General features: G+C 51.3%; 1 rRNA gene. It reads left to right on the forward strand.

Annotated elements, in window-relative coordinates:
- A 23S ribosomal RNA gene (locus V6255_RS18015) occupies nucleotides 1-448 on the forward strand; the annotation flags it as partial.

Consider the following 448-nt stretch of genomic DNA (forward strand, 5'->3'; position numbering starts at 1 on the left):
GCCTGCGCGGAAGATTTAACGGGGCTAAACATATCACCGAAGCTGCGGACGCATAATTTATTATGCGTGGTAGAGGAGCGTTCTGTAAGCCGTCGAAGGGAAAGCTGTAAGGCATCCTGGAGGTATCAGAAGTGCGAATGTTGACATGAGTAACGATAAGGGGGGTGAAAAACCTCCCCGCCGGAAGACCAAGGGTTCCTGTCCAACGTTAATCGGGGCAGGGTGAGTCGACCCCTAAGGCGAGGCCGAAAGGCGTAGTCGATGGGAAACGGGTTAATATTCCCGTACCCTTTATTATTGCGATGGGAGGACGGAGAAGGCTAGGTGGGCCTGGCGATGGTTGTCCAGGTTCAAGTATGTAGGTGGGAGACTTAGGTAAATCCGGGTTTCTATTAACACTGAGATACGATGTCGAGGTACTAAGGTACTGAAGTCATTGATGCCATGC

Source organism: Psychromonas arctica (assembly GCF_038155225.1).
Taxonomy (GTDB): domain Bacteria; phylum Pseudomonadota; class Gammaproteobacteria; order Enterobacterales; family Psychromonadaceae; genus Psychromonas; species Psychromonas arctica_B.